The 25,598-nt window shown below is 36.7% G+C and carries 24 protein-coding genes; 4 read left to right on the top strand and 20 right to left on the bottom strand.

Annotated elements, in window-relative coordinates:
• Positions 1 to 377: 377 nt before the first annotated feature.
• Positions 378 to 2,366, top strand: coding sequence for a transketolase (tkt, locus tag ABLB96_RS12820; protein ID WP_348897205.1), 1,989 nt, complete (start codon positions 378 to 380; stop codon positions 2,364 to 2,366).
• Between the two features lie 63 nt (positions 2,367 to 2,429).
• Here the strand turns inward: tkt and ABLB96_RS12815 are convergent, their stop codons facing one another.
• The gene (locus ABLB96_RS12815) at positions 2,430 to 2,837 is read right to left on the bottom strand and encodes an OsmC family protein (RefSeq protein WP_348897204.1); all 408 of its coding nucleotides are present in this window, start codon (positions 2,835 to 2,837) and stop codon (positions 2,430 to 2,432) included.
• 215 nt (positions 2,838 to 3,052) lie between these two features.
• On the opposite strand from ABLB96_RS12815, the gene ABLB96_RS12810 reads away from it, so the two are divergent.
• On the top strand, positions 3,053 to 3,634 hold the full coding sequence (locus tag ABLB96_RS12810) for a YceI family protein (RefSeq protein ID WP_348897203.1): 582 nt from the start codon (positions 3,053 to 3,055) through the stop codon (positions 3,632 to 3,634).
• 45 nt (positions 3,635 to 3,679) lie between these two features.
• Here the strand turns inward: ABLB96_RS12810 and ABLB96_RS12805 are convergent, their stop codons facing one another.
• Positions 3,680 to 4,270, bottom strand: coding sequence for a lecithin retinol acyltransferase family protein (locus tag ABLB96_RS12805; RefSeq protein WP_348897202.1), 591 nt, complete (start codon positions 4,268 to 4,270; stop codon positions 3,680 to 3,682).
• A gap of 188 nt (positions 4,271 to 4,458) precedes the next feature.
• On the opposite strand from ABLB96_RS12805, the gene ABLB96_RS12800 reads away from it, so the two are divergent.
• The gene (locus tag ABLB96_RS12800) at positions 4,459 to 5,205 is read left to right on the top strand and encodes a phosphodiester glycosidase family protein (protein WP_348897201.1); all 747 of its coding nucleotides are present in this window, start codon (positions 4,459 to 4,461) and stop codon (positions 5,203 to 5,205) included.
• A gap of 35 nt (positions 5,206 to 5,240) precedes the next feature.
• On the opposite strand, the gene ABLB96_RS12795 is transcribed toward ABLB96_RS12800, so the two are convergent.
• The 4 genes from ABLB96_RS12795 to putA form a co-directional block, all read right to left on the bottom strand.
• Positions 5,241 to 5,471: a hypothetical protein gene (locus ABLB96_RS12795; protein WP_002050077.1), complete on the bottom strand. Its 231-nt coding sequence runs from the start codon at positions 5,469 to 5,471 to the stop codon at positions 5,241 to 5,243.
• Positions 5,472 to 5,719: 248 nt separating this feature from the next.
• The gene (gene trmA, locus ABLB96_RS12790; RefSeq protein WP_348897200.1) at positions 5,720 to 6,805 is read right to left on the bottom strand and encodes a tRNA (uridine(54)-C5)-methyltransferase TrmA; all 1,086 of its coding nucleotides are present in this window, start codon (positions 6,803 to 6,805) and stop codon (positions 5,720 to 5,722) included.
• Between the two features lie 106 nt (positions 6,806 to 6,911).
• A complete protein-coding gene (locus ABLB96_RS12785) occupies positions 6,912 to 7,385 on the bottom strand; it encodes a GrpB family protein (RefSeq protein ID WP_348897199.1) in 474 nt (157 codons plus the stop codon).
• A 105-nt stretch (positions 7,386 to 7,490) separates the two neighbouring features.
• Positions 7,491 to 11,243, bottom strand: coding sequence for a trifunctional transcriptional regulator/proline dehydrogenase/L-glutamate gamma-semialdehyde dehydrogenase (gene putA, locus ABLB96_RS12780; RefSeq protein WP_348897198.1), 3,753 nt, complete (start codon positions 11,241 to 11,243; stop codon positions 7,491 to 7,493).
• Positions 11,244 to 11,367: 124 nt separating this feature from the next.
• Between putA and ABLB96_RS12775 the strand changes: the two genes are divergently transcribed.
• Positions 11,368 to 11,856, top strand: a complete 489-nt coding sequence (locus ABLB96_RS12775) for an Lrp/AsnC ligand binding domain-containing protein (RefSeq protein ID WP_309455663.1) — start codon at positions 11,368 to 11,370, stop codon at positions 11,854 to 11,856.
• A gap of 35 nt (positions 11,857 to 11,891) precedes the next feature.
• Here ABLB96_RS12775 and putP read toward each other — a convergent pair whose 3' ends face one another.
• The 14 genes from putP to ABLB96_RS12705 all read right to left on the bottom strand — a co-directional run bounded on the left by putP (position 11,892) and on the right by ABLB96_RS12705 (position 25,544).
• Positions 11,892 to 13,382: a sodium/proline symporter PutP gene (gene putP / locus ABLB96_RS12770; RefSeq protein ID WP_348897197.1), complete on the bottom strand. Its 1,491-nt coding sequence runs from the start codon at positions 13,380 to 13,382 to the stop codon at positions 11,892 to 11,894.
• Between the two features lie 407 nt (positions 13,383 to 13,789).
• Positions 13,790 to 14,497 carry a Sir2 family NAD-dependent protein deacetylase gene (locus tag ABLB96_RS12765; protein ID WP_348897215.1) on the bottom strand — a complete coding sequence of 236 codons (708 nt, stop codon included), beginning with the start codon at positions 14,495 to 14,497 and terminating at the stop codon, positions 13,790 to 13,792.
• Positions 14,498 to 14,595: 98 nt separating this feature from the next.
• Entirely contained in the window at positions 14,596 to 14,970 is a 375-nt protein-coding gene (gene gcvH, locus ABLB96_RS12760; protein WP_348897196.1) for a glycine cleavage system protein GcvH, read from the bottom strand.
• A 38-nt stretch (positions 14,971 to 15,008) separates the two neighbouring features.
• Positions 15,009 to 16,034, bottom strand: a complete 1,026-nt coding sequence (locus ABLB96_RS12755) for a helix-turn-helix domain-containing protein (protein WP_348897195.1) — start codon at positions 16,032 to 16,034, stop codon at positions 15,009 to 15,011.
• Between the two features lie 108 nt (positions 16,035 to 16,142).
• Positions 16,143 to 16,583, bottom strand: a complete 441-nt coding sequence (locus ABLB96_RS12750; RefSeq protein ID WP_348897194.1) for a MaoC family dehydratase — start codon at positions 16,581 to 16,583, stop codon at positions 16,143 to 16,145.
• Positions 16,583 to 18,430: an ABC transporter ATP-binding protein gene (locus ABLB96_RS12745; RefSeq protein ID WP_348897193.1), complete on the bottom strand. Its 1,848-nt coding sequence runs from the start codon at positions 18,428 to 18,430 to the stop codon at positions 16,583 to 16,585. Before ABLB96_RS12745 ends, ABLB96_RS12750 begins: the two co-directional genes overlap by 1 nt.
• A gap of 375 nt (positions 18,431 to 18,805) precedes the next feature.
• Entirely contained in the window at positions 18,806 to 19,342 is a 537-nt protein-coding gene (locus tag ABLB96_RS12740) for a DUF2058 domain-containing protein (protein ID WP_309455670.1), read from the bottom strand.
• Between the two features lie 3 nt (positions 19,343 to 19,345).
• Complete coding sequence (locus tag ABLB96_RS12735; RefSeq protein WP_348897191.1) at positions 19,346 to 20,026, bottom strand: YoaK family protein; 681 nt, start codon at positions 20,024 to 20,026, stop codon at positions 19,346 to 19,348.
• 5 nt (positions 20,027 to 20,031) lie between these two features.
• Positions 20,032 to 21,234, bottom strand: a complete 1,203-nt coding sequence (gene sstT, locus ABLB96_RS12730; protein ID WP_348897189.1) for a serine/threonine transporter SstT — start codon at positions 21,232 to 21,234, stop codon at positions 20,032 to 20,034.
• A 428-nt stretch (positions 21,235 to 21,662) separates the two neighbouring features.
• The gene (locus ABLB96_RS12725; RefSeq protein WP_348897188.1) at positions 21,663 to 21,971 is read right to left on the bottom strand and encodes a metalloregulator ArsR/SmtB family transcription factor; all 309 of its coding nucleotides are present in this window, start codon (positions 21,969 to 21,971) and stop codon (positions 21,663 to 21,665) included.
• 478 nt (positions 21,972 to 22,449) lie between these two features.
• Positions 22,450 to 23,013: a TetR/AcrR family transcriptional regulator gene (locus ABLB96_RS12720; RefSeq protein ID WP_348897187.1), complete on the bottom strand. Its 564-nt coding sequence runs from the start codon at positions 23,011 to 23,013 to the stop codon at positions 22,450 to 22,452.
• A 360-nt stretch (positions 23,014 to 23,373) separates the two neighbouring features.
• The gene (locus ABLB96_RS12715) at positions 23,374 to 24,537 is read right to left on the bottom strand and encodes a cupin domain-containing protein (RefSeq protein WP_348897186.1); all 1,164 of its coding nucleotides are present in this window, start codon (positions 24,535 to 24,537) and stop codon (positions 23,374 to 23,376) included.
• Positions 24,538 to 24,567: 30 nt separating this feature from the next.
• Positions 24,568 to 25,161, bottom strand: a complete 594-nt coding sequence (locus ABLB96_RS12710; RefSeq protein ID WP_348897185.1) for a Maf family protein — start codon at positions 25,159 to 25,161, stop codon at positions 24,568 to 24,570.
• Entirely contained in the window at positions 25,161 to 25,544 is a 384-nt protein-coding gene (locus ABLB96_RS12705) for a DUF2237 domain-containing protein (RefSeq protein WP_348897184.1), read from the bottom strand. Before ABLB96_RS12705 ends, ABLB96_RS12710 begins: the two co-directional genes overlap by 1 nt.
• Between the last annotated feature and the right edge of the window lie 54 nt (positions 25,545 to 25,598).

The raw sequence follows: 25,598 nt of genomic DNA, 5'->3' as shown, positions 1-25,598 counted from the left end.
GGCCTGAAAATTAATTATTTTTATATTAAGGAATTTATAAAGTGTGTAAATTTCAAACATTTGATTTTATAAAATATTAAATGACGAAATTTTAACTGTGAAGTGAAAAAGATAAATCACAAAGACAAATCCATCTTTATATTCTCACTATACGACCCACAAGCCTGTAGTAAAGGGTTAAAGAGTAAGTCTAAATAGTATTGTTTTATATAACTTAAGAATCTAAATGTTTTTTGAGTAACCAAGAAATGGTTAAAAATGAAGAAATATACAGTGTTGGGGTTTACCCCTAGCTATTTTTTTAAGACAATATAGCGGCACTGAATGGTTATTCATCTTCTTCTTTTCATCAATCTATTAAAATTGGATTCTGATCTATGACGACCCCTTTAAACGAACGTCGTATTGCAAACGCAATTCGTGTATTGGCAATGGATGCTGTGCAACAGGCAAACTCAGGGCATCCAGGTGCTCCAATGGGGATGGCAGATATTGCTGATGTCGTCTGGCGCGAGTTTTTAAATCACAACCCAACTAATCCACAATGGGCAAACCGTGACCGTTTTGTTTTGTCAAATGGCCATGGCTCAATGTTGCAATATGCTTTGCTTCATTTAACAGGTTATGATCTTTCAATTGAAGATTTAAAACAGTTCCGTCAATTACATTCAAAAACTCCTGGCCATCCTGAATATGGTTATGCGCCTGGTATCGAAACAACGACTGGTCCTTTAGGTCAAGGTATTGCTAACGCTGTTGGTTTTGCATTGGCAGAAAAGACTTTAGCTGCTCAGTTCAATAAAGATGATTTAAAAGTAGTTGATCATTTCACTTATTGTTTCTTGGGTGATGGCTGTTTAATGGAAGGTATTTCTCACGAAGTATGTTCATTAGCAGGTACTTTACAGCTTGGTAAATTGATTGCTTATTATGATGACAATGGCATCTCGATTGACGGTGAAGTAGAAGGCTGGTTCAGTGATGATACTGAAGAGCGTTTCAAAGCTTATGGCTGGCAAGTTCTTCGTGTAGATGGCCATGATGCTGATGCTATTCGTCAAGCAACAGTTCAAGCTAAAGCAGAAGCTCAAAAACCAACGATTATTATCTGTAAAACAATTATTGGTTTGGGTTCTCCAAATAAACAAGGTAAAGAAGACTGCCACGGTGCGCCATTAGGTAAAGATGAAATTACTTTAACTCGTGAAGCACTAGGTTGGACAGAAGAAGCATTTGTTATTCCTGCTGATGTATATTCTGCTTGGGATGCTAAGGCAAAAGGTAAAGAAGCTGAAGCAGCTTGGAATGAAGTATTTGCTCAATACCAAGCAAAATACCCAACAGAAGCAGCTGAATTGCTTCGTCGTATTAGCGGTGACTTACCAGCAGAGTTTTCAGCTCAAGCAGATGCTTTCATTCGTGAAACAAATGCAAAAGGCGAGACAATTGCTACACGTAAAGCGAGCCAAAATACATTACAAGCATTTGGTCCTTTATTGCCTGAATTGTTAGGTGGTTCTGCTGACTTAGCAGGTTCAAACTTAACACTTTGGAAAGGTTGCCAAGGTATTCAAGAGAACCCGGCAGGCAACTACGTATATTATGGCGTACGTGAATTCGGTATGACTGCAATCGCGAATGGCGTTGCATTACATGGCGGTTTTGTTCCTTACGTTGCAACATTCTTAATGTTTATGGAATATGCACGTAATGCGGTACGTATGTCTGCATTGATGAAACAGCGTGTGATTCATGTCTATACACATGACTCAATTGGTCTCGGTGAAGATGGTCCAACACACCAACCAATTGAACAAATTGCTTCTTTACGTGGTACACCAAACTTAAACACTTGGCGTCCAGCTGATACTGTAGAAACAGCAATTGCTTGGAAATCTGCTCTAGAGCGTAAAGATGGTCCTTCAGCACTTATTTTCTCTCGTCAAAACTTACCATTCCAAACGCGCAATGAAGAGCAAATTCAAAACGCTGCAAAAGGTGGTTATGTTCTTGCTCAAGAGAAGGGTGAGTTAAAAGCGATTATTATTGCGACTGGTTCAGAAGTTTCTTTAGCAATGGAAGCTTATGCTCAACTTGAAGGTGTTCGTGTTGTTTCTATGCCATGTGCTGAAGAATTCATAAAACAAGATGCTGCATACCGTGAAGCAGTATTGCCAGCTCACATTCGTGCCCGTGTTGCAGTTGAAGCTGCTCATGTTGATTACTGGTGGAAGTTTGTTGGTCTTGATGGCAAGGTAATTGGTATGTCAACTTATGGTGAATCAGCACCAGCGAAAGACCTGTTCCAATATTTTGGTATTACAACTGAAGCGGTTATTGCTGCGGTTAAAGAATTGACTGCTTAATTATTTAGCTAAGCAGAATTAAAAAAGCGTCCCGATAGGGGGCGCTTTTTTTTATAAACACATTTAAATATTAAGCTCAGTTTGAATCGAAATATTCGAAGTCAATAACTTATGAATTGGGCAGCTTTCAGCAACTTTAAGTAAACGTTTATGCTGATCTTCGGTGAAGTCACCTTTGAGTGTGATTTTACGTTCAATATTATTTTGTCCTGCTTCTGGTTCACCATTTGGATTTAATGCTAAATCGACTTGTACATGCTCAAGTTTAATCCCTTTGTGATTTGCATACATTTCTAATGTAATAGTCGTACAAGCACCTAAAGCGGATAGCAAAAGCTGAACTGGATTTGGAGCTGTATCTTGCCCACCTTTATCGGTTGGTTCATCCGCAAACCATTGATGACCTGATGGATCGGTAAGTGTTACTCGGTAAGGAGTAGAAGTGCTTTGTGCTTGAACAGTGTTAACCATGTTTTACCTTGTTATTTATCAATAAAATTGAAGTAAAAACCAATAAATCTGAAAGTTTCGAATAGAAAAATATCTATACTTTTATAATATGGCTTTTGAATAACAACTGTAACGCTTTTATTGTTGCATGGATGAAACATATCGTTTTATAAAGAATAGTGAATTAAATTACTTGATGTATACACTAACGACTATATCAATAAAGGATACGAAAAATGCATCTTAAAACATTAAGCTTCGGTTTAGCAGTAGCGTTAGCTAGTTCAGTGACTTTAGCTGCGCCAGTGGACTATAAAATTGACCCAACACATACGGCTACAGTTTTCTCGTGGAATCACTTTGGCTTTTCAACTCCAAGTGCTAACTTCTCTGACATCCAAGGTGTAATTAAAGTTGATAATGCTAAACCAGCAAATTCTTCTGTAGATGTAACGATTCCTTTAAGCAGCGTAAATACAAACGTACCTGCTTTAGACAAAGAATTCCAACAAGAAGCTTGGTTTAATGCAGCTAAATACCCAAATATCACTTTCAAAAGTACGAAAGTAGAAACTAAAGATAAAAAGCACTTCAAAATTACTGGTGACCTAACGGTTAAAGGTGTAACTAAACCAGTCGTACTTGATGCGGTTTTAAACAAACAGGGTGAACACCCAATGGCAAAAGTTCCAGCGATTGGTTTCAACGCGACAACTTCGTTCAACCGCTCTGAGTTTGGCTTAGGCAGCTATGTGCCAAATGTGGGTGATAAGATCACTGTAAACATTACGACTGAAGCAAAAGCTGATAAAAAATAAGTTGTAAATTTTCTAAAAAGTCCTCAACTATGAGGACTTTTTTAATTATATGGGTTCTTTCTTATCTGGTTCTATAAAAACTAAAGGTTGATCTGGATCTACATTTCTTTTTTCGGCTTTTTCTCTTAAAAATTGATAAGTCGGAACTTTCATTTTTGCCTGATCACGTAATTTCTTTTTAATATAGAGAACAAGGGCAAAACAGGTCGTTGCAATGGTCAGCATCATGCCATTCATATAGCTCATAATCGAACTTACATAGCCTATTGTGGTTAAGCGATGCATCATACGTTCAACTTGAGTACTACTTTCTATACCAGTAATTGCCCAACTACATAAATGTTCACAGTTATTAATGATCAAATGATAATGGTTTTCGTGCATACGTGAACGCATACGTCGCACCACGACTTTTCCTTTGTAGCGTGGAGCCTCGTAAGAACGCACATGAATTTTTTTACCATGTGAAAATGCATCTATTGACGTGATTTCAATGGGACGCTTTTTAATAAAATGTGCTAGGCCCGAATAATGAATGACTCGGCCTCTCCCAGCATAGATACCATGATGGCTATAGCCGAGATGTTTTACAATAAGATGAGCCCCTAAAGGGTAGCGTTTATTTGTTTGTTGCATATTCACGCTGATCCAATAAAGTTTTGATCACTTTTATTAAAAGCTGTTCACTATTATAACCAATATAGTTGTGTTCTAGTGTAATGATTAGATGGAATAAGCGACTTTTAGGTATACATCACATAAAAGCTTTTTTATCTCATAAAGTAGCTTTATGAACTGAAAATGACATATGAGGTTGGTCATTAATGAAAAGACTAATAGTGTACATCGTAAGCTTTATAGCCCTTACACAGTCTGCTTTAGCATTAGAGTATAGACAGTCTAAAAATACTACCAATGATCAATTTGAGGTAGTTGAAATTTCTAATTTAAAACAGTTACGTTTATTTTTGAAGAATCCTGAAACTGATCAATATTACAGAAGTTTTGATAATCTTCAGCATCAATTAAAAGCATGTGAACAGCTTAATTTTGCAATGAATGGTGGAATGTTTCATTCCGGATTTTCTCCGGTAGGGTTATATATTGAACAAGGAAAAGTTATTCAGGCATTAAATGAACAAAAAGGATGGGGAAACTTCTTTTTACAGCCCAATGGTGTTTTAGCATGGAACGAAAAACATGCTGTTATATTGGCAACTGAACAATATAAAGCACAAGCTTTTAACGCTGACTATGCTACCCAATCCGGTCCTATGTTGGTGATCAATGGGAAAATAAATCCCTTATTTCTAGCAAATAGTGATTCAAATAAAATACGTAATGGGGTAGGTATAAAAAATAATAGGCTATATTTTGTGATATCTAAAAATAGAGTCAATTTTTATAAATTTGCTGAATTTTTTCAAAAGAATCTAAAAGTAGAACAAGCTCTTTATCTTGATGGCTCTATCTCTAGTTTATATTTGTCTAAAAATAATCGTAATGATAGAAAATTTTATATGGGACCTATTATTGGTTCGGTCAGTCACGTAAATTGTGCAGTTGATTAAAATGCAAAAAAGCCAGTACAAGACTGGCTTTATAATTAATGAATAGATGGTTTTTGAATGAGTTCATTTAACTCTTTACGGCTATACCCACGGGAAATAAGAACTTTTTTTATTCCCATAATGACATCTTCATCTGTTGCTTGTGCAAGCGCACTTAGAAGTTGTTCATTAGTTTTACATGAGCAGTCATTTTCAACACAAGCAGTTTGATTCTTATGCTCGTTATGCTGTTGATCTGCTAAGAACAGCTTTTGCCAAAAACTCATAGAGCCTTCATATACAACCTAACATAGATCGAAATATAGCCAATTTAAATTAAAATACAAGCCTCTATAAGTGATAAATCCACCAGTTGAACTCGAGAATTTTCGATAGTAATGGTTGAGTTAAACGAAATTATGACGAATAGATGACTTGATATTTTTTTTAAATTTAAATAATTAATTAAAAAACCTTGAAAAATAAGGAGATATTTAATCTCCTTATAAAATGTTGTTACATTGAAAAATTTTGTTTAAATCTTCTCAAGCAATACACCTGACTCTACATGATGCGTATAAGGAAACTGATCGAACAAAGCAAACTTAGTAACTCGATGAGTTTTTGTGAGCGTTTTTAAATTTTCATATAAAGTGTCAGGGTTACATGAAATATAGATAATACGTTCAAAACCCTGTAAAAGTTTTAGGGTTTCGTCATCAATTCCAGCACGAGGTGGATCTACAAATACCGTGTCAAAGTCGTAACTCTGGATATCAATATTCGCTTCTTGTAGACGACGGAACTCTCGTTCACCTTGGTAGGCTTGAGTAAACTCTTCAGCGGATAGACGTGCTACCTGAATGTTATCAATCTGGTTTTGTTCAATGTTCCATTGAGCAGCATAAACAGATGATTTTGCAAGTTCAGTGGCAAGTACGCGTTCGAACTTTAGCGATAACGGAAGAGTAAAGTTGCCATTACCACAATAAAGTTCTAATAAGTGTTTTTTAGAACCTTCAGCTGCCTCACATGCCCATTGCAGCATTTTTTTGCAAACTTGTGCATTCGGTTGAGTAAAGCTGCTTTCGATTTGTTTGTATTTAAATGAACGGTTTAAAAGTTCAAACTCTTCAACAACAAAGTCATCACCAATAATAATTTTTTGGCCACGACTACGGCCCATAATTTTAATATCTAACTTATCGGCAAGTGCTTTAGCTGCTTGTTCCCATTCTTGATCTAATTTACGGTGATAAATTAGAGTAACTAACATTTCGCCGCTAAGAGTTGCAAGAAAATCGGCTTCAAATATACGGGTAGAAAGCTTAGGTTCAGCTTTAAGCTCGGCTAAAAGGCGAGGCATTAAATCATTGATGCTTTGATCTGCAATAGGGAATTCATCTATACGTACAACGGTCTTTTGCTTGTCGTCATCATTGCGCTCAAACATGGCATAGAACATATCATTTTCTGTATGCCAGATACGAAATTCAGCACGCATACGGAAATGCTGTTCAGGTGATTCAAACACTTCTAATGTAGGTGGGGTAAATTCAGAAAATTGAGTAGTAATGCGATCAATTTTAGCTTGAAGTTGTTGACGATAAGAAGAGGTCATAGACAAAGAAAATTTAGACAGAATCAAATAGTGAATGGTATCAAAAAAATTGAACTTACAGGAGCCAATTTTAATCAGATATTTATAAGCGCAAAGACTACTTAAACTAGCGTTGATTTAAAACATAATTAATAAAATCTGATTTTATGGTTCTATAGTGATCTTGGTCTAAATGGCTACACATTAATTTTAATTGATTATATTCGTGCACTAACATTGGTGACTCTATAAGCTTATTTCTAAATGTTAAGAAAAATATGAATACTGAATCAGTTACTACAATTTGAAATGCGACATCATCGTTGTTCTGCGACTCGAGCATACAAAGCTCATGTGTTCTTAGCGTGTTTTGCTTTTCTATAAAATTAAGAGTTTTTAGCTGTTCTATTGCGAATTCAAATTGATCAGGCATAACTTCAATATAAATATCTAAATCACCTTTTGAAATCGCATTTGGTATTGCAGATGAACCTATATGTTCAATTTTGGCAAATGGTAGAAGTGTAGAAATGTCTTTTTGATATGAATTAAAAAGTTGAGTGCATCTTTGTTGATATTGTTCTGGTTCTAAAAAGATCATTATTAGAATCTCGAATTGATGAAATTTATATATTTAAGAATAGGTTAATTTATTAAATAAAAAAGCCCAAATACTGAGATTTGGGCTTTTTTAGAAAACTATACGTTAATCAGACATTGTCATTAAGCTTGCGTTACCACCAGCCGCAGCTGTATTCACGCTAATTGCACGTTCAATCACTAAACATTCAAGAGGAATAGTCTCATTTGGCTCAACATGGGTAATACCCACAATTGCACCAGAACGTGCAGCAACTTCTTGCTGTAATGAGAAGATCTCTTCACGGTTACCATGATGTAAAACTGCATCAAAATCATCTGATGTAATGTTTTTAACCGTAGTAATTGCAGCAAGCACATCTTTTGGTAAGGTTTGTTTATGTTTCGCCATGAATGGGCTATTTGGCATTACGGCCGCTTGGCTGCCCACTGCAAAAATTGCAAGCAACTGATGCAATTGATTTTGTTCATTATCAGCGATTGAAAGCACACGGTGACGCGGCAAAATAATATATTGGTTACTTTCCCCAGTAGGGCCTTGTAACTCATAGAATTTACCAACCCCAAATGGTTCGATATTACGATTTGCTTGAGGTAAATGCTCATTTGCCCAATTTTGTAAGCTTTGATAAACCTCACGGTTAAAGCCTTCAAAAGTAGTTTGCTCAGTCTTCATAGCAAATGGTGTTGCTAATACTTTGTTTGAACACTGCTGCATTAAGCGATACATATAAAGCGGGCCACCAGCTTTCGGACCTGTACCAGATAGGCCTTCACCACCGAAAGGTTGTACACCAACTACAGCACCAACAATGTTACGGTTAATATAAAGGTTACCAACTTCCGCATGTTGAATGACTGTTTGGATAGTTTCATCAATACGGGTATGTAGACCCATTGTTAAACCATAACCTTTGGCATTTATGCGTGAAATCAGTTGTTCAAGTTCACCATATTTATAGGTAATGATGTGTAAAACTGGACCAAAAACTTCGCGTTGTAAGTCATCAAGGTTAGGAAGTTCAATTGCTGTTGGTACAACAAAAGTTCCTTTATCTAATTCATTCTGGCTTGTTGCACCGAACATCAACTGATGTACGGGATAGCCTTTAGATTTCATTTTTTGGGTGTGCTGATCGATGGTCTGTTTTGCTTCATCATCAATTACAGGGCCGATGTCAGTTTTTAAAATAGCAGGATTACCTACGATTAACTGCTGCATCGCACCTTTAAGCATTTTAATAACGGTTGCAGCACTGTCTTCTTGCACACATAAAATACGTAAAGCAGAGCAGCGTTGACCTGCGCTATCAAAAGCTGAACTTACCACGTCAAGTACGACTTGTTCAGTCAAGGCTGATGAATCCACAATCATGGCATTTTGGCCGCCAGTCTCTGCAATGAGAGGAATGGATTGACCATTATCAGATAAGCGTTTTGCAACGGTCTTCTGCAAAATTTTTGCAACTTCAGTCGAACCAGTAAACATGATGCCATCGATACGACTATCTTGGCTAAGCTGTGCACCTACTGTTTCACCTCGGCCAGGAAGTAGCTGTACAGCACCATGTGGAACACCAGCTTCCCATAAAATTTGTACTGCTTGAGCTGCGATCAATGGCGTCTGTTCAGCAGGTTTGGCAATAACACAGTTACCACTAACTAATGCTGCGGCAATTTGACCAGAGAAAATTGCAAGAGGGAAGTTCCATGGACTAATACAAAGAACCGTACCTAGAGGTTGAATAGTTGTATTCGCAGGAAGATTGTCAACTTGAGTTGCGTAATAACGTAAGAAATCTACAGCTTCACGAACTTCTGCAATCGCATTGGCATAAGTTTTACCACTTTCACGGCAGAGTAAAACCATCAATTCTTGAATGCGGCTTTCCATCAGGTCAGCTGCATGTTTTAAGTATTGAGCACGCTTTTCTTTAGGTGTATTTGACCATTCTGATTGTGCTTGTTCAGCTGCATTAAGTGCAATTTCAACATGCTTAAGATCAGCTTCTTGCACATAGCCAACAATTTCGTCATTTTGTGCTGGGTTTGTAATTGCAACAGAATGACCTTGTTCTAGCGCATCGTTACTTGCCAATAAAGGATGACTTTGCCAAACACGATTACGTAGTTGTTGAGCTGTGCTATCTAAAGCTGCAAGTGGAGTATCGTTTGCTAAGTCATAACCTTTAGAGTTTTTACGGAGTGTTCCATACATATCTAAAGGTAATGGAATTGATGGATGTTTTAAGCCAACTGAACCTTCAATTTTAGCTGTATTACGAATATCGTAAATTGGAGACTGAATAAGATCTTCAACTTTAAGTGTTTTATCGGCAATCCGATTAACGAATGAAGTATTTGCACCATTTTCGAGTAAACGACGAACTAAATAAGCTAATAAAGTTTCATGGTTACCAACAGGAGCATAAATACGGCATGGCACGCCTAATTTATTTTGCTCACGTGGACCAACCACTTGTTCATAAAGTGGTTCACCCATGCCATGTAAGCATTGGAACTCATATTGACCAGCATAATATTTGCTTGGATCAGCTAAATGATAGATCGTTGCCAATGTTTGAGCATTGTGAGTTGCAAATTGTGGATAGATAAACTCTGGCGCTGCAAGTAATTTTTTAGCACAAGCGATATAAGATAAATCTGTATGAACTTTACGCGTGAAAACAGGGTAGTCATCCATACCTTCGATTTGTGCTTTCTTAATTTCGCTATCCCAATACGCACCTTTCACAAGGCGGATCATGAGGCGCTTTTGGCTGCGTTTAGCAAGGTCAATAATATAATCAACCACGAAGAAACAGCGTTTTTGATAAGCTTGAATAACGAAACCAATGCCTTTCCAGTTTGCAAGCTCTGGTTCGAAACAAAGGCGTTCAAGTAACTCAAGAGAAATTTCTAAACGCTCTGATTCTTCAGCATCAATATTTAAACCAATGTTGTACTGTTTAGCTAAGAGAGCGAGTTCAAATACTTTACCGTAGAGTTCTTGATGAACACGTTCAATTTGGGCGCGTTGATAGCGAGGGTGTAAAGCAGAAAGCTTAATCGAGATGCCTGGGCCATCATAAACGCCTTTACCATTAGAGGCTTTACCAATTGCATGGATCGCTTGTGTATAGTCGTTAAAATAACGTTCAGCATCATGATCAGTTAAAGCTGCTTCGCCTAACATGTCGTAGGAATAGCGAAAGCCTTTATCTTCAAGAACTTTCGCATGGTCTACTGCTTCTTCAATGGTTTCACCAGTTACAAACTGTTCGCCCATCATACGCATTGCAACGTCAACTGCTTTACGGATAATGCCACGCCCACTGCGTGCTAAAAGACCCGTTAGTACACTTGAAAGACTGGTTTGCTTTGGAGTTTCCATAAGCTTGCCAGTTAACATGAGACCCCATGCAGCCGCATTTACAAACATTAAGCTGCTTTGGCCAACGTGTTCTTTCCAGTTCCCCTGATTAATTTTATCGCGTATGAGTAGATCACGTGTTGCTGAGTCCGGAATACGAAGCAAAGCTTCGGCAAGACACATGAGCGCCACGCCTTCTTGTGAAGACAGAGAAAACTCTTGTAATAACCCTTGAACAATACCAGCTTTACCCGAAGAGGTCTTACGTTCACGTAAGTTATGGGCAAGATTAAAAGCAAGATCATAAATTTTATGATCTAAATCATCAGATACCGCGGCAGCTTGTAATAACTCTTCTACAGCTTCTGGTTCGGCACGTCGCCAAGCTGTATTAATACGTTTTTCAAACTCACTTTTATCGTTGAATTCGGTGATATAGCCTTGGTGAGATTTATCCATTTGATGAAAAGTATCCATTGTGTTCATATCTGTTTCCGACAACCGACTCTCGTACTCCCATCTTGAGTAGAGAGGTTTAGATAATTTATCATTACAGAAGAAACACCGAATAACTCACTATATTTAGCCTATTTTTTAGAGGAAAATTCAGATGAATGGCCCATTATTAAGCCTTGATCGCACTGATTTAAAAATTTTGGATATTCTTCAAACAGATGGGCGAATTTCTAATAGTAAATTAGCCGAAATGGTAAACTTGTCACCCACTGCTGTAATGGCTCGAGTGCAGAAGTTAACAAAAGATGAATTTATCTTGGGCTATGAAGCTAAATTAAACCCAATCAAGCTAAATGCAAATTTTCTGGTGTTTGTAGAAGTGTTACTGGACAAGACCACACCGAATGTTTTGGATGAGTTTATTGATGCAGTTGTGCACTATCCCGAAATTGTTGAATGTCACATGGTCAGTGGGGGATTTGATTTTTTAATTAAGTTAAGAAGTGGCAGTATGGAGGAGTTCAGACGTATTGCTGGGCAGGTGCTGTGGCAATTACCGGGTGTGAAAGAAACCCGTAGCTATCCTGTGATGCAAGTCGTCAAAGATACTTCAAAAATTAAAATCAAAGCGAAAAATAAATAAAAAGGGGCCGAAGCCCCTTTTTATTTTATTCATTTTTATACACTTTCTTTGTAAAGTTTATCTGCTTGTTCAAAGCGATCAGTTACATCAGTGTTTGGAGCTTTGCTAATTAAACTCACTACAATGATGCTGATAAATGCACAGATAAAGCCAGGAATGATCTCGTAAACACCAGTGCTTGCGAAAAGATTTTTCCAGCCGATCACAACAACTGCACCTACGATCATGCCTGCTAAAGCGCCTTCTAATGTCATGCGTTTCCAGAACAATGACAAGATGATGAGTGGACCAAATGCAGCACCAAACCCAGCCCATGCATAAGAAACGAGACCAAGAACTTTACTGTCTGGATTACCTGCAAGCACAATTGCAAGAATTGCGATTGCAAGAACCATGATACGCCCAACCCATACAAGCTCTTTTTGAGATGCATTTTTACGGATGAAACCTTTGTACAAATCTTCAGTTAGCGCACTTGAACACACCAAAAGCTGACAGCTTAATGTACTCATAACAGCAGCCAAGATCGCAGCTAGAATGACACCGACAAGCCATGGATTGAATAAAATTTTAGTCAATTCCATAAATACAGTTTCAGGGTTTTTACTTACAACTGTTGCAAGTTCAGGGTGTTGCTGGAAATAAGCAATACCAAAGAAACCAGCACCGACTGCACCAACTAGACATAAAATCATCCAAGTCATACCAATACGGCGAGCAGCAGGAATTGATTTTACAGAGTCAGCAGCCATAAAACGTACAAGGATGTGCGGTTGGCCAAAATAGCCTAAACCCCAAGCCATGGAAGATAAAACAGCCACTACACTTAAATCTGAAACGATGTTAAATGCATGTGGGCGAGCAGCTTCAATAAGCGTCACAAACTGAGTTGTGTCACCAATTGCAAGGTAAGTTACGATTGGAGTCAGTAAGAGAGCAAAAATCATTAAGCCAGCTTGGAAAGTATCGGTCCAGCTAATAGCTAAGAACCCACCAATACAAACATAACTAATTGTTGCAATAGCACTTAACCAAATTGCAGTGGTATATGACATGCCGAATAAATTTTCAAATAAACGGGCACCAGCTACCATGCCTGAAGCACAATAAATTGCGAAGAAAACCAAGATAATAACGGCAGAGAAAATACGAAGAATTTTTTTCTGGTCATCAAATCGACTTGTAAAATAGTCGGGCAGAGTGAGTGCATTATTTTGGATTTCAGTATGAACGCGTAATCGACCAGCAACCAGTAACCAGTTAAGCCAAGCACCGATAATTAGACCAATAGCAATCCACGCTTCAGATAAACCAGAAAGATAAATCGCTCCTGGTAAGCCCATGAGTAACCAACCACTCATGTCTGATGCGCCTGCGGATAATGCAGTAACAAAACTGCCTAAACTACGACCACCAAGAATATAATCAGAGAAGTCGCTTGTAGCACGGTAGGCAAATAAGCCAATAAGTACCATTGCTACGATGTACACCATAAACATGATGAGGGTGGGATCAAAATAACTCATAATGGATGTGTGTCCTTATATCCATAATCCGTGATTGTAACCTAATCCAGGTCGCTGTTTTCTTGTACGGCATTTCAAGAGGTTGAGATTCAACCACAAAAGAATTTTTTTGCTCTGTTAAATTTATGCTGTATTTTGTGTATTTTTATGTAAACGACTGTAATTTTGTTTACAATTTGAATTTAAATATATTTAATCAAAGAGTTAGATTAATCTAATAGTTTAGTGATCTTTTAAAAAATTAGAAAAATAAGAAATTTCGGAAAAATATCAGTATGTTTGGTTACAAAATTAACTGTGATAGACAAGGCTATGGAAAAATTGTGATTTAAAGTGAATGTTTTCCAGTCAATTTCTTGCGAAAAATCTAGTTTAAAAATGGAATATATCTATAAAGAGCAAAAATATTAGTCCGTCAATTTATGAAATAGGTCTTGCATACCTTGCGTAGCCGTCATTTTTAACAGTTTATATTGAGATGGAACACGATAATGATCTGCTTGCGGATCTATATAATAAGCTTGGGTGTAATTAGAAATTTCATGAACTAAGCCTGCAACAGGATAGACACTTAAGGTTGAACCAATAACAATGAAAATATCTGCTTCTTGTACTTGCTTTATTGCTTCTTCATAAGCAGGAACTGCTTCACCAAACCAAACAACATGAGGACGAAGTGGATAACCTTCTGGGCAGAGATCACGGGCTAAATCTAATTCCCAACCATTAATTTCATAAAATTGAGTTGTATATTGTGCATTGGGTCCAGAACTTTTCGCTAGTCGAATATTACCATGGAGGTGTAAGACATTTTGACTACCGGCACGTTCGTGTAAATCATCAATATTCTGTGTAATGACCTGCACATCGAAATACTTTTGTAATTTTGCAATATATTGATGAGCTTCATTTGGTTGAGACTCTAAAATATTTTTTCTTCGTGCATTATAAAACCGCTGAACTAAAGCAGGATCTTTTGCCCATGCTTCTGGAGTGGCAACTTGCTGTATATCATAATTTTCCCATAGACCATTGCTATCGCGAAATGTGCTAATTCCACTTTCTGCACTCATGCCCGCACCGGAAAATACAACAAGTTTGGTCATATCAATTATCTACTCATTCATTAGGTTTTTTAAAAACTGGCTCATACATATAAAAAAACCAGTTAAAATTTAAACTGGTTCTTTAAACTTTAAAAACTATACCTATATTATAGGCCAGCTTCATATTCTGCATTTGTTAAAAGTTTTTCAACATCTGCAATATTGTCTGGTTTGATTTTATATATCCAGCCTTTACCGTATGGGTCTTCATTTACAAAATCTGGATCATCTTCAAGGTCTGTGTTTACTTCTACTACAGTACCGGAAACAGGAGCGTGAATGTCAGAAGCAGTTTTAACTGATTCAACTACTCCAGCTTGTTCACCAGCTGTTACCTTACTGCCAACTTCAGGAGTTTCAACATAGACCAGGTCTCCAAGCTCATCTTGCGCATGGTCGGTAATCCCCGTAACAACGAGGTCTCCTTCAACTTTTACCCACTCATGTGTACGTGCATACTTCAATTCTGAAGGGTGGTTCATGACAACTCCTTAAGCATGTGTCTAATATTTTAATAACATTATAAATAGGGGTCTTTGCGCCAGTTACTCGGACTACGGCCACTCCAGCGTTTAAAAGCACGGCTGAAGTTGGCGACATCGGAATATCCAAGTTCATCTGCAATTTGTTCAAGACTATAATCTGTGCGTGAAAGTAGTGAAGTCGCATGACGATATCTTACTTCGTCTACTAATGTTGAAAATGAAGTCCCTTCAGCTGCCAATTGTCGTTTTAATGTACGATCTGACATATGTAAGTATTCTGCTACATTTTCTATGCTTAAGTAATGTTGTTCAGAATTACTTAAAATATCACGTACACGCATTGCCAAACGACGGCGCTCACCCAAAGCAGATAGTTCGGCTTCACATTGATTAATAGCAACTTGACTGGCAATTGGGTCTGAATTAATTAATTTAAGACCTAAATATTTTTTATCAAAACTAGAGATTAAATGGGGCTGATTAAAGCGAATAATGCTGCTTAGTTTATTTCTATATTTATCAAAACCCTCAGGTTCTGGAAAGTCTAAATCGACATCGCCCGCTAAATCTTCAATACCTGTCATCGCTTTTGCCATGGTCATGATACCAATGGTTAAGCCTAAAACGATTTCGGTACGAAGTGGTTCTAGTTCAATATCACATTGTAGCTGTAATGTGGCTTTCGGACCGAACGTAGAAAAATAGAGTTGTAAAAAGGGTAAACGTAATTGGATAAAACGTGCAGCAAGGGCAATAGCTTCTGTAATATCTTTGGCTGTCATAATTGCATAGCCAATAAATCCATGAATTGAAATACGCATTTGGGTGCCAATATGGTAACCCAGCGTACTTTCACCAGTTAGATTTAAGGCATGTTTAACTAGCTCATTCGCTACAGGTGTTGAAATACGATATTCAGGATCTGCCAATTGCTCACTAGTAAGATGAAAAGGAGCAAATAACGTTTCATCGTTGTATCCCCAACGTGAAACGACATCTAATAGCAATAAGCCATAGACTCCTGGAATACCTTGATCTTGACGAGCTGAGGTAATTTTCATATGCGTTCCGTTGCTCTCATCAATTCTCTACGTGCATTTCTTACACATCTTGTCATGAAATATAATTTGAGTTTATAAAAACTGTTAGACAATCATATCAACGATTCATTAAACATTCTTTTTAAAGACAACGATTTTCGTTGTTGAAATAAGCAAAACATCCCCATGTTGATTTAAGGCCTGCGTAACGTAACTAACAATACCACGATCTAATTTTGTTTTGGATGGTGTAATCGCGGAAATTTCCGCTTCAACATGAATCCGATCACCAGGTCGAGTAGGGCGTGGCCATCGTAGACTAGACTCTGAACCCACTAAGCCACCATAAATTGGCATACATTCTGTCCATAACCGCATAGTGATTGCAGAGGTATGCCACCCACTGGCAGCAATACCCTTGAAAATAGGATCTTCTTTGGCTAGCGCTTCATCGGTATGGAATGGTTGAGGATCATAGCTATTTGCAAATTGTTTGATTTCGTCTAGTGTAATTTCGTATTCACGACTAATAAAACGATCACCAATTTTCAAATCTTCTAAATAAAGCATTAATCTTGACCCTGTGTTGCTTTTTGCTCAATAAGGAAGCCGCCTGTTTGACGTTTCCACAATTGCGCATATATACCATTTTTTGCAATTAATTCTTCGTGGGTGCCTTGTTCTGCAATTTTACCTTCATCAAGAACAATTAAACGGTCCATTTGAGCAATAGTAGACAATCGATGAGCAATTGCAATAACCGTTTTATCTACCATAAGGTCATTTAAACTTGATTGGATAGCTGCTTCAACCTCAGAGTCCAATGCACTTGTTGCTTCATCTAATATCAAAATTGGCGCATCTTTTAAGAATACACGTGCAATAGCAATACGCTGTCTTTGACCACCTGACAGTTTTACACCGCGTTCACCTACTTGGGCTTCGTAGCCTGAACGACCTTTTAAATCAACAAGATGAGGAATAAATTCAGCCGCTTTAGCTTTATGTACAGCACTTTGCATATCTTGATCAGTTGCATCTGGACGGCCATATTTAATATTTTCAGCAACTGAACGATGTAGTAAAGAAGTATCTTGAGTAACCAAAGCAATATTCGCTCTTAGACTATCTTGCGTTACATCTTCAATATTTTGCCCATCAATTAAAATTGCACCTTCCTTAAGATGATAGAAGTGTAATAGTAATTGGATAAGAGTTGATTTACCTGCACCTGAACGGCCAACAATACCGATCTTTTCACCTGCTTTAATGTGTAGATTAAAGTGATCGATGACATTTTTATTGTTATAGGCGAAGGTTACATCTTTAAATACGATTTCACCTTGAGTGACATCAAGTTGTTTTGCATCTGGTTTATCTTGAATATTGATTTTCTTGCCTAGTGTTTGCATACCATCTTGGATGGTACCCACATTTTCAAACAATGCTGACATATGCCACATCATAAATTCAGCCATGCTATTGAGTTTTAAAATCATGGCAGTAGTCGCAGCAATGACACCTAAAGCTGCTAAACCTTGGGTCCATAACCAAACTGCGGTACCAATCACGCCAACAAATAAAACAGCAGACAACATATTAATGCTGACTTCAAAAAGTGTACCTAAACGCATTTGCGCATAGACGGTAGACATAAACTCTTTCATTGAAGCTTTAGCATATTGGCTTTCACGACCAGCATGAGCAAATAGCTTAACAGTTTGAATATTTGTGTAGGCGTCTGTGACACGGCCAGTCATCACAGCTCTGGCGTCCGCTTGTTGTTGCGAGATTTTGCTTAAACGTGGGATAAAGAACCAAGCACTTAATAAGAATAGCCCTAACCAAACCATGAGTGGGATGAGTAAAGTTGGAGAAATTGCCCCAAGAACAATACTAACCGTAATAAAGTAAATACTCACATAGGCCAACATATCGCCCAAAATAATCCAGAATTCACGGATAGCTAAAGCCGTCTGCATCACCTTGGCCGAAAGGCGTCCAGCAAAATCATTATGGAAAAAATCTAGACTTTGCTTTAACAGAAGGTTGTGAAAGCGCCAGCGTAAGCGCATAGGAAAAGTACTATATAAAATTTGATGTTTTATAATGGATTGAATATTAACAAATAAAATATTAGCAAATAAAACGCTAATTAGAATAAGTATATTGGAAGCATGTTGGCTTAAAAAACTTTCAGGCTGACTGTGGCTGAGCCAGTCTACAAGTTGCCCAATTTTTGAAAAGAGTAGGGCTTCAAATGTAGCTGCGCCTGCTGTACATATAATAAGTAGTAATAAATAAGGACGTACGCCTTCGGTAGCTTGCCAAACAAATGGAAAAAAGCGTTTCGGTAAGGGTTCATCCAGACCTTTTGTTGGATAAGGATCTACAAGTTTTTCAAACCACTTCAGCATGAATGACTACCTTTATACATCAGCTACTTTATTAAAATTTCGCAATTTAATTTGCAATAAAGTCAGTTAGATCAAACTCAATAAAGACATTGATCTGTTGGGTATGTGTGGATACACATGAAAGTTTATATTGTATATCTTTGACTAAAGCTTATTTAATTTAGTCAAGACATGAAATTGGACTCGGGAAGAAACCTTAAAAGGTAACGCAAAGACAAAATGTTTTATTCATTATATCGATAATAATAGATGAAGTGGTGAACGAATTTGATCTGAATGTAATTTTTATAATTTTTTTAATAGACGATAAAATATTAGTTATTGCCATAAGCAGTTAAAGCCTTTATCAGAATATTGATAAAGGCTTACACATGTTTACCACATTAAGTCATCTGGAATGACATAAGCTGCATATGGATCTTCTTCATCGGTCGTTTGCTCATTCTTTTCAGCATTATTAATTAAGATAAAACCTTGCATTTTTTGATCAATTTTTTCAGCTAAAGCTTTTGGAAGATAAGCATATTGATCTTGATCTTTGGCAATGACTAAACTACCTGTAACTAAGGCATTGTAGACTTGCTGAGATAGATATACTTTCTTAATTTTATTCTCATCAATAAATTGATAAACAACTTCCCCAGCAAAATCTGCAATTTTGTGTTGCTTAATCATTTGAATGATAGACGCTTTTAGGGCTTTTTCTTCAAGTTGTTGCTGCTTTTCTAAATTTAAAGCTTGGTCTTTCGCTAGCTTCTCTTTTTGAGCCTTTTCAATATTTGCTTTAATTTCTGCTTCATTACTTTGACCGATACGTTGTTCATGTTGCGCTTGTTTAGTAAGTTTTTTGGCTTTTTTATTGTCAACTAAACCGGCTTTGAGTAACTGAGCTTGTAAGGCATTTTTAACCATGACTTAATCCGAATCTGAAGAGGATGAACGATGAAAATAAATGACCCAATATGAAATACTGAGAGTTAAGCTTAAAATTGCTGGAAGTAAAAATGATTGCAATTTTAAATAGGGATGTACTGAAGCGGCAAGTATACCACCAATAAGAAAGCCTGAAAAAATAAGTAAATGTAGAATAATTCTGCGATTCTCTACTTTTAACCCCCGTGCCATATAGCCAAGTGCAAGGCCAAGATCTGTCAAAACACCCGATAAGTGAGTGGTTCTGATAATAGTTCCTTTGTAATGGCTCACCATGGCATTTTGTAAACCCATAGCAACACAAGCCCATAGTAGGCCATATCTAGGAAAATACGGCAATAATAACCAACAGAGAAAAATAAATAGTGCAACGAGACTTAAAGGGAGACCATATCGGCGGTCTAGTCTGAAATGGCTATTACCTAAAATAAAGCCACTATAAAATGATCCACACACATAACAAAGGATAACAAGGACCAAATATAGAATATGTTCAAATTGCCAGTTTACCAAACTCATCGCAAGCATGCTGACATTGCCAGTCATATGTGAAACTGATTGATGTAATAGGGTAATTAACCCTAATACATTAATCATTCCGGCATTGATTGCCAGTAAAAAGGCACCTACTTGGAACCAGTTTGGTAAATGTTGAAATGGCATGTTCTTTAAGAGTTTTGTCTTGAGCGAATATCAACTGCTGCTGTAAATAAAACATCGGTAGATGAGTTAAGAGCGGTTTCCGTAGAGTCTTGTAATACACTAATAATCATACCAACTGCAACAACTTGCATTGCAATTTCTGATGAAATACCAAATAGACTACATGCCACTGGAATTAAAAGAAGTGAACCACCTGCAACGCCAGAAGCACCGCATGCAGATATGGTAGCCACGACTGATAAAATAATCATAGTCGCTAAATCAACATGAATTCCTAAAGTATGTACAGTTGCTAAAGTGAGTACAGTAATCGTAACTGCAGCACCTGCCATATTAATGGTTGCACCTAAAGGGATAGAAACGCTTGCAGTAGATGGATTAACACCTAAACGTTCTGCCAAGTCAAGGTTAACTGGAATATTAGCTGCTGAACTACGAGTAAAGAATGCTGTGATTCCACTTTCTTTTAAACATTTTAAAACGAGTGGGTATGGATTACCACGGATTGTTAAGCCTACCAAAATTGGATTAATTACTAAGGCAACAAAGAACATAGTACCTAGTAGCACAGCCAATAATTGTATATAGCTTTCAAGTGTAGCAAGACCTGCGCTAGCGAATGTCACTGCAACTAAACCAAAAATACCAACAGGAGCAAATGCAATCACTTTATGAATAATGGCACTGACTGCATGTGAAATATCATGCATTACTTGTTTGGTGGTATCTGAGCTATGACGCATAGCTAAGCCAAGACCAATTGCCCAAGCGAGAATACCAATAAAGTTTGCTTCGCTGATTGCTTGTACTGGATTCGCAATAAAACTTAAAAGTAAGTTTTTTAATATCTCAGCGAGGCTACCAGGGGCCTGTAAACTGTTATGTGAAACAGTATTGAGATAAAGCGTGCTTGGAAAAGACAGACTTACGATAACAGCTGTAAATGCTGCTAATAGCATGCCCACAACGTATAGCAATAGTACTGGGCGAAGATTTGCATTGTGGCCCATTTGGAAGTTAGCAATTGAGGAAAGAACCAGAACAAAAACTAAAATAGGAGCAACCGATTTTAATGCTTTAATGAACAGTTCACCAAACAAGCTTAGGTAGGGTGTAATGTTTGGAAATAAGAGTGCAACACCTATTCCTAAAATAATGGCAATAATAATTTTGGTGACTAAGCTTAATCGAGAAAAGAATTCAAGCATATAAAAGCCTTATTAACCTATTCGTGGCTAAAGGTTGAACAAGCGGAGTATTTTATACTTAAGTGATGGGAATCTTAAGCTTTTTTATACCAAGTAATCAGATTAATAAAAAATGGTAATATTAAGTATTTGTTTTTAAAATATTAAAATGAAACTTTGAAAGTATAAAAGATGACGTTTTGTTTATATTGCACTCAATATAGAGTCTAACATTATTGATTTTTTACTTTAGGAAGTAATTCGAACGCGAAATAAAGATATAAAAAGAAATGGGAGGGAGACTATTTTTGTTTTCAATAAAGCTAATTGCTAGAAAAACTACGCGAATTTTCAGTTCTTTTTGCTCGGAAATTACCAGCTACCAAGTTGAAAAATCGCATATTTCAGGAAAACATTAATATTATTATAATTTTATCAGTTCAGAGCAGTTAATCTATACAGTATAACTGATAAAGCATATTCAAAATGGAATGCATTTTATCATCCTTAATAGAATAGAAAATTTGTTTACCATCACGACGTGTTGATACGACATCACTTTTACGTAACATCATTAGTTGTTGTGAAAGGGTGGGTTGGGTGATTTGGGTTTTCTCTTCGATTTGAGAGACATTCAACTCCTCGTGAGCTAAGTGACATAAAATTAATAAGCGATCAGTGTTCGCTAATGATTTTAATGTTCCAACGACTGAGTCAGCCGCATTTTTCATTTCTTCAATTTGGAGTCCATCTTTCATACTTTATACCTATATCAATATGGCCGGCATAGTATAGATTGATCTTAAGAAAATGAATGTAGCAAAACTAATCAATCCAATTGTTTTTGTTGAAAAGGTTTATAAGTGTAATTGATAAATATATAACATTATTAAGGTAAAACAAGAATTTGTATTTGTTTTGTGTCAAAAGTGTTGCGTTGTGTGAGAAGCGTAATTGTTAAGTATAAATGAAACAAAGTCAAAGGGAATAAAGCCTATTTTTAGCCTTATAAATAGTTAATTCTGATTTATCTATAAAAAGACATTAAAAAAAGATTGAGTTTTTATGTTTTAAGGATATAATTGATTTTGTACAGACAGGTCTGTATATTCTAGTTTAGTATGATAGTCCAAAAAAAATGTCTAACTCTAAACTAGATTGACTTTCAGACGCAGCGTGATGAATAAGAAGAAGATTCAACAACATAAGAAGAATGATATCACGCTTTATTTTTTATTAGGCAATTTTTTCAAACTCAATTAGCTTTTCCACTCGTTTCCAGTAGTCATTAATTTTTACTGAACCATGTTCAACTTGAGCTTGAATTGTCATGCCTTCCAAAATGTTAACTAACAGCAAAGCTAGAGGGCGAGACTCTTCAATTTTAAGTTGAATAAGAAGATCTTGCATTAACTGCGTTAACCATATTTTGTATAAAGTTGCTGGTTGATGAGTTGAAGGATATTGTTTTAATACCTCTTCTAAGGCTTTTTGGAACATACAACCATTAAAGTCGTCGCTATTAAACCAGTCTGAGTACCATAAAAAGATTGCTTTAATGCGCGCTAATGGATGGTTTTCGTCTTCTTTAGATATCGCAGCAGTAAGAGAGTTCTGTAAGAGAGAGTTTCTTAATAATAAGCACTCTTCAATGAGTTTCTCTTTTGAGGGGAAGTATTTATAAAATGTCATTTTTGCTACACCAGACTCACTGATGATACGATCAACCCCTATAGAATTATAACTATATGAATTAAAAAGTCTTAAAGCAGTGGTAATGATGTCATCTTTTTTTGACATATTTTAGTAGCCTCACACAAATATTTTGCTCTTAGCCTAAATGGTCGAGTGTATAAATAAAAAGCACGAACGCGCAATTTTACATTGTATTGATGGTTATTGATAGGAAAAAATAGGTTTTTTAAAAACAATAAAAGCACAAAGCTTGATGCTCTAAGTATAAATTTTATATTTATTAAAAAATTTTCTAGGTCGTAATCGACACATTTAGAAGATATTTTTTTGATTTAGTAAGAGAAATTTATAACATAGGCAATTAACCATAAAATATATTTAAAGATTGGTATATTTAAGCATGTATTTATAAAAGAAAAAAGGAGAAATTTTATAAATTTCTCCTTTTAATGGTTTTAAATAATATTATTCTGCTGGAGGCAACAGCATAAGAATTGAATCATTCAGTAATTGAACAATGTTTTCTAAAATATCTACACGATTAAGCTCGTTATTGAAGGGAATACTTGCTCCATCTGCAATAGCCTTAAGCTGATTGGCAAAAGCTTCCACAATTGGTAAATCTTCTCCATTTCCCCAGAACTTTAAAACACCATTTTGTTCTGTATAAAGTAGTCGAGAGGCTGGTTCTAGCAATAGTTCATAGCCTTCTGACAAAATGGCATTGAGATCTTCAATTTCAATTTCATCGGGTTCAGGAATATTGTCTGGATATTTAGGTTCAGTCATATGAGACATGATGGCAGCATCAAGAACTGATGAATTCTGTAATTGAGCTAAAACTAAATTTCTTAAATGAGCCAATTCTTCTGCATTAATTTCACCAATTTGAGGAATATTCTTACGGGCAATATCCATCACTGGGTTTTGTAGCAATTCATCAGTAGCAAATTGATCACTAATTCTGTCGATCATGCCTGAAATGTTAGGCATGCGGAAACCGAAAGAGTAAGTTAAACAATCATCTTCGGCAACACCATAATGTGCTAAGCCTGGTGGAACATATAATAAGTCGCCCGGAGCTAATACTTCATCAAAATGAACATCTATTTCAGGTAATAGTTTTAATGGTTGATTAGCTACAAATTCAGTGCTTGCATCACACATTTGACCGAGTTGCCAGCGACGATGACCGTGTCCTTGAACAAGAAAAACATCGTAAAAGTCAAAATGTTTTCCAACTGAACCACCTTTAGGTGCATAAGAAACCATAATATCGTCACGACGCCATTGTGGGATGAAAGGAAATTTTTTCCACAATTCGGCTAAATCAAATGAGTAATGATCAACTGCTTGTACTAAGAGCGTCCATAGTTTTGGTAATTTTTGAAAGTCACCTTTAGTTAGAGGAGAAGTCTTTACATGCCATTCATTTGGATTTTTGTCTTTTTGACGAATAAGGCGAGCACTGACGTGATCTTCTATAGCAAGTTCTTTCACATCATTTGGCTCTAACATGCCAACGATTTCAGGTAAGGCATTGCGTACGAGTAAAGGTTTTTTCTGCCAATATTCTGTTAAAAACTGCTCAGCAGTAATATTACCTAAAACAGTTAAAGGTTCTGTCATGGAGATAGCCTATTAATAAACGAATTGATATTAAGGAATTTGTAGTTCAAGCTGTCTTAAAATCTGACAAAGCTGAATCATGGGTAAACCCATTAGTGTGGTTTGATCTTGGCCTATCATTTTTTCAAATAGACTAATACCAAGGCTTTCACACTTAAAACTTCCTGCACAATGAAGGGGGTGATCTATAGCGATATATCTTTCGATTTCATGCTCGCTTAAGGTGCGGAATTTAACTTGATAATGTTCGACTAAAGTGAGTTCAAAACCCTTTTCAACACACTGCACACTTAAAGCCGTACTAAAAAAGACTGTTCGGCCAGAGTTTGCTGTTAACTGAGCTTTAGCATTTTCAATAGTTAATGGTTTGCCAATAAAATCATGAGGTGCATGTTCTCGCCATGCAACCTGATCTGATCCAATGACAATTGCGTCAGGATGTTTTTGAGCAATTAACTGTGCTTTGTTAAACGCTAATCTTTTTGCTAAATCATCAGCATGAGTCTCGCCGCGAGGACTTTCATCTATATCTGGACTAATGCAGATATATTCGATACCTAACCGATTCATCAAATCTTTACGTGTTTGACTACTCGATGCCAAAATAATTTTGGGTTGTTTCATTACACTGCAAATTCCATTAATACATCTAATGGAACATAACTTAATACTGCTTGATGACAGGCATGAAGTTTAACAGGTGGCGCTTGACCAGCTTGATATGCTTCTACCCAACGCGTAACGCAAATACACCAAAAGTCACCTGGTTGTAGACCGGGAAAGCCAGCTTCCGGTAGAGGGGTAATGAGGTCATTTCCAATTTTTTGTGAGAAATTTAAAAAGTCGGAAGTCATTTGGGCGCATACAGTATGTTGTCCCAGGTCTGTTACAGCCGTATGGCAAAAACCATTTCGAAAATAACCGGTAATAGGGTCAAAACAACAGCTTGCTAAAGGTTCACCTAAAACATTTAAACGATTGATTTGTGGATCTGGATGAATAGACATAATGGATGAAATATTAGATTACTACGTCTATCATAATCAAAACTTTGGCTTTCT

The organism is Acinetobacter sp. XH1741, assembly GCF_041021895.1.
Classification (GTDB): domain Bacteria; phylum Pseudomonadota; class Gammaproteobacteria; order Pseudomonadales; family Moraxellaceae; genus Acinetobacter.
This window is presented reverse-complemented; position numbering and strand designations above follow the sequence as displayed.